Here is a 5,456-nt window from a genome sequence, read left to right as displayed (position 1 = left end):
ACCCACTTGCGCGCGTTGTGCCAGAGGCTCATCCACGGGCTGCGTTCGCTGGCGCCGCCCGAAGTCCAGCTCTTCTGGATGTTGCGGAACACGCGCTCGGGATGCGGCATCATCGCCGTGAAGCGGCCGTCAGCCGTGGTCACGGCGGTGAGGCCGCCGGCGCTGCCGTTGGGGTTGGCCGGATAAGCTTCGGTCGGCTTGCCATCGTTGTCGGTAAAGCGCATAGCGGCAATCGCCTTGGAGGCATCGCCCCGGAAGGCGAAATTGGCATAGCCCTCGCCATGCGCGACGGCGATCGGCAGGCGGCTGCCGGCCATGCCCTGCAGGAAGATGCTGGGGGACTCCAGCACCTCGACCATGCTCAGGCGTGCTTCAAAGCGCTCGCTGCGGTTGGTGGTAAAGCGCGGCCAGGCCTCGGCGCCCGGGATGATGTCGGCCAGTTCGGCAAACATCTGGCAGCCGTTGCACACGCCCAAACCAAAGGTGTCCTGGCGCGCAAAGAACGCCTTGAACTCTTCGGACAGCACCGGGTTGAAGGTGACTGAGCGCGCCCAGCCGATGCCAGCCCCCAGCGTGTCGCCATAGCTGAAGCCGCCGCAGGCCACGATGCCCTTGAAGTCGGCCAGCCTGGCGCGACCGGTTTGAAGGTCAGTCATATGCACGTCGCAGGCTTCAAAGCCGGCTTCGGTGAAGACGTAAGCCATTTCCACATGCGAATTGACGCCCTGCTCGCGCAGCACCGCCACGCGTGGCCGCGCCGACAGGTTGAGCGCGGGCGCCGACAGCACTTTGACTGGATCAAACGTCAGTTGCACATGCAGGCCCGGGTCGGCGGGGTTGCCGGTGGTCGCGTGTTCAGTATTGGCGCAATCGGGGTTGTCGCGCTGCTGGCAAATCTTCCAGCTGATCGAATCCCAGACCTGATGCAAGTCTTGCAGCTTGGCCGAGAACACGGCCTTGGTGTCGCGCCAGACCTGGATCTCGCCCTTGCCGACTTCGAGCGAGGCGTGCTGTGGGCGCGTCTTGCCGATGAAGTGGCTGAATTTGGAGAGGCCGTGCTCGCGCAGGGTCTGCATCACTTCGTTGCGCGCAGACGTGGCCACCTGGATGACGGCACCCAGCTCTTCGTTGAACAGCGCCTTGAGCGTGAGCTCCTCGCGGCGCGCGCCGACCTGGCTTGCCCAGTTCTTGCTGTCGCCCGTGTCCATGCGGCTGTCGGAAATGCCGTCGCCTTCGACCAGCAGCATGTCGATGTTGAGCGACACGCCCACGTTGCCGGCAAAGCCCATCTCACATACTGCGGCAAACAGGCCACCGTCACTGCGGTCGTGGTAGGCCATGAGCTTGCCCTCTTTGCGCAGCGCATTGATGGCATTGACGAGGTTGACCAGGTCTTTCGGATCGTCGAGATCGGGCACCTTGCCCTCTTCCTTGTCCAGCGTTTGCGCGAGGATGGAGCCGCCCATGCGGTTCTGGCCCTTACCCAGGTCAATCAGGATCAGCGTGCTGTCGGCCTCATCGCGGTTCAGCTGCGGCGTGAGGGTGCCACGCACATCGGGCAGTGTGGCGAAAGCGCTCACGATCAGCGACACCGGCGAGGTGACTTTCTTGYTGTCAGCGCCCTCGCTCCACACGGTGCGCATCGACAAGGAATCCTTGCCAACCGGAATCGACACGCCCAGCGCCGGGCACAGCTCCATGCCGACGGCCTTGACGGTCTCGTAGAGCGCCGCATCCTGGCCGGGCTCGCCGCAGGCGGCCATCCAGTTGGCTGACAGCTTGACACGCGGCAGCTCAATGGGCGCGGCCAGCAGGTTGGTGATGGCCTCGGCGACCGCCATACGCCCCGAAGCGGCCGCGTTGACGGTGGCCAGCGGCGTGCGTTCGCCCATGCTCATGGCTTCGCCCGCAAAACCGCTGTAGTCAGCCAGCGTGACAGCGCAGTCGGCTACCGGCACCTGCCAGGGGCCAACCATCTGATCACGGTGCGTGAGGCCGCTCACGGTGCGGTCGCCGATGGTGATCAGGAAGCGCTTGGACGCGACGGTCGGGTGGCTGAGCACCGCAATCGCACTTTTCTGCAGATCGACGCCGGTCAGKTCGATGGGTTTGATCGTGTGTTTGACCGACTTCACGTCGCGGTGCATTTTGGGCGGCTTGCCGAGCAACACATTCATCGGCATATCCACCGGCGGGGCCGCGTCTTTGTCGGACAGCACCAGTTGCTTTTCTTCCGTCGCAATGCCAATCACCGCAAACGGGCAGCGCTCACGCTCGCAGAAGGCCTGGAACTGCGGCAGTGACTCAGGCGCAACCGCCATCACATAACGCTCCTGGCTTTCATTGCTCCAGATTTCCTTGGGCGAAAGGCCGCTTTCTTCCAGCGGCACGGCACGCAAATCAAACTTCGCACCTCGCCCCGCGTCATTCACCAGCTCAGGAAACGCATTGGACAAACCGCCGGCGCCCACATCGTGGATCGCCAGGATGGGGTTGGCCGCACCCAGTTGGGCGCACTGGTTGATGACCTCTTGCGCGCGGCGCTCGATTTCAGGGTTGCCGCGCTGCACCGAATCAAAGTCAAGCTGGGCCGCATTCGCGCCCGAAGCCATGGAGCTGGCCGCGCTGCCGCCCATGCCGATGCGCATACCAGGGCCGCCCAGCTGGATCAGCAGCGTGCCGGCCGGGAAGAGAATCTTCTTGGTGAGTGCCGCATCAATCGTGCCGACACCACCCGCAATCATGATGGGCTTGTGATAACCCCAGCGCTGGCCGCCGACGGTCTGCTCATATTCGCGGAAGTAGCCGTTGAGGTTGGGCCGGCCGAACTCGTTGTTGAACGCTGCGCCGCCCAGCGGGCCTTCCGTCATGATCTGCAGCGGGCTGGCGATGTGTTCTGGCTTGCCATAGGACGTGGCGGCGTCGTCAAACAGCCTGGACACGGTGAAGCCCGTCAAGCCCGCCTTGGGCTTGGAGCCGCGGCCGGTTGCGCCTTCGTCACGAATCTCTCCGCCCGCACCGGTCGACGCGCCAGGGAAGGGAGAAATAGCCGTGGGATGGTTGTGCGTCTCGACTTTCATCAGCACATGCATCAACACGTCATCCGTAGCGCTATAAGTTTGATAGCTGCTCGCGCTTGTTCCTGTTGGGCGAGGGGCCGGTTTTGTACTAGTTTTGGCATAAAACCGCTGTGTTTTATAGCCTTCCATGACCGAAGCGTTGTCCGAATAAGCCACCACCGTGTGCTGGGGATGCAGCTTTTCGGTGTTGCGGATCATGCCGAACAGGCTTTTCTCCTGCGCAACGCCGTCAATCGTAAAGTCGGCGTTGAAGATCTTGTGGCGGCAGTGCTCGCTGTTGGCCTGGGCGAACATCATGAGCTCAACGTCGGTCGGGTTGCGTTTGAGCTGGGTGAAGGCGGTGACCAGGTAGTCGATTTCATCGGCTGCCAGCGCCAGGCCAAATTCGGCATTGGCGGCTTCCAGGGCCGCTTTGCCACCGGCCAGCACGTCGATGGTCTGTAGCGATGCACCTTGCAATTCGGTGAAGAGGCCGGCAGCCTGCGCGCGATCCAACATCACGCTTTCAGTCATGCGGTCGTGCAGCAGGCCGGCGACCTGCTCGCGCTGGGCATCCGTCAGGGCCGTTTTGCTGAAAAAGCCGCTTTTCAAGGTAATGCGGTATTCGGTGATGCGCTCAATGCGTTTGATGGCCAGGCCGCAGTTGTGGGCGATGTCCGTAGCCTTCGACGCCCAGGGCGAAACGGTGCCAAAGCGCGGCGAGACAATAAAGGTCAGTGCATCATCGGTTTTTCCAGCGCCTGCAATGCAAGGGTCGCCATAGGTAAGCAGTGCTGCGAGCTGGCCCTTGACGGTGTCTGAAGGCGGCGCCTCCGTGGCAACCAGATGCACAAACCGGGCGCTGATGCCCACGATCTTGTCGTGGACGGCTTGCAGGCGGGGAAGGAGTTGCTGGACGCGGAAATCGCTGAGGGCGCTGATCCCGTGGGGTTCGCCCTCAAAAGTCGTCAGGTGCAGGGTCACGGTAGCGGTGGCCTTGTAATGGGAGGTGGGCAGCGCATGGCTGTTGGGTTTAACGGGCTAGCGTTAACCCGTAATTTTATCAGCGACTGAAGGCCTTCCCCGGTTTGCTGCCGGTGCGCCCGGGCACTTTTGCGATCCGTTCGGGCCACATTCGGGCCAAAGCCAAAGCCCCTTGGTCCCATGCTGAAAATGCATGTGCCCGGGAGCGGTGGGATAATCGGGGCCATGAGTATTACTTACAAAGATGCCGCAGGAATTGAAGGCATGCGCCTGGCAGGGAGGCTTGCTTCCGAGGTGCTGGACTACCTCACCCCCTTCGTGAAGCCGGGTGTCACCACCAATGAAATAGACCGGCTGGCCCATGACTACATGACCCAGGTTCAAGGCACCATTCCGGCCACGCTGGGCTATGGCCCTCCCGGCTATGTGCCATATCCCAAGTCGCTGTGCACTTCCATCAACCACCAGGTCTGCCATGGCATTCCCAACGACAAACCGTTGAAAAAAGGCGACATTGTCAATATTGACGTGACCGTCATCACCAAGGACGGCTGGCACGGCGACAACAGCCGCATGTACCTGGTTGGCGAAGCTTCCATTGCGGCCAAGCGGCTCTGCCAWGTGACCTATGAAGCCATGTGGCAGGGCATCATGCGCGTCAAGCCTGGGGTCAGGCTGGGCGACATCGGCTTTGCGATCCAGACTTTTGCCGAAAAACAGGGGTTTTCCGTAGTTCGCGAGTTTTGCGGCCATGGAATTGGCCAGAAATTCCACGAAGAACCGCAAGTGCTGCACTACGGCCGCCCCGGCACGCTCGAAGAGCTCACACCGGGCATGACCTTCACCATCGAACCCATGATCAATGCCGGCAAGCGTGACATCAAGGACGGCCCCGAGAAAGACGGCTGGAGCATCGTGACGCGCGACCATTCCTTGTCCGCCCAGTGGGAACACACCATTTTGGTGACTGAAACCGGCTATGAGGTACTTACCCTGTCCGCCGGCAGCCCGCCGATCCCGGCGTTTGTCCCGCAAAGCAGCCCTGCCCAAGCCGCTGTCAGTGCCTGAGCCAGGCGCACAGTGGCGCCCCGCGCACTCTCCGACCCTGCGAGCTCCGCGATGATCGAGCTGGCCCCGGTCCGCGAGCAATACAAAGCGGGGAAAGCCGCCCTCCTCGCCACGCTGGCCGCCAGTGGCGCCTCGTCCCGCGGCATCCACAGCCTGCTGCAAAAATTCGCCCGGCATGCCGATGCGACCCTGCAGCTGCTCTGGCAGCGTGCCGGCTTTCCGGTTTCCGCCTGCCTGGTGGCCGCAGGAGGCTTTGGCCGCGGCGAGCTGTTTCCCCATTCGGATGTAGACGTGCTGCTGCTGCTGTCGGACAACGCCAACATCGACGGCGACCCGGCCCTCAAG

3 protein-coding genes are annotated in these 5,456 nt (G+C 62.5%); 2 read left to right on the top strand and 1 reads right to left on the bottom strand.

Features of this window, described 5'->3' with window-relative positions:
- On the bottom strand, positions 1–4,043 hold a 4,043-nt coding region (gene purL / locus AC1DWI_RS12740), incomplete at its 3' end, for a phosphoribosylformylglycinamidine synthase (protein WP_477724949.1).
- Between the two features lie 225 nt (positions 4,044–4,268).
- On the opposite strand from purL, the gene map reads away from it, so the two are divergent.
- Together map and AC1DWI_RS12730 are read left to right on the top strand one after the other, a co-directional pair.
- Positions 4,269–5,111, top strand: a complete 843-nt coding sequence (gene map, locus AC1DWI_RS12735) for a type I methionyl aminopeptidase (RefSeq protein WP_477724948.1) — start codon at positions 4,269–4,271, stop codon at positions 5,109–5,111.
- Positions 5,112–5,162: 51 nt separating this feature from the next.
- On the top strand, positions 5,163–5,456 hold a 294-nt coding region (locus tag AC1DWI_RS12730), incomplete at its 3' end, for a DUF294 nucleotidyltransferase-like domain-containing protein (RefSeq protein ID WP_477724947.1).

This window comes from Polaromonas sp. P3_C2 (genome assembly GCF_056402675.1).
Note: the sequence above shows the minus strand (reverse complement) of the source record. Positions and strands in the feature narration are given on the sequence as shown.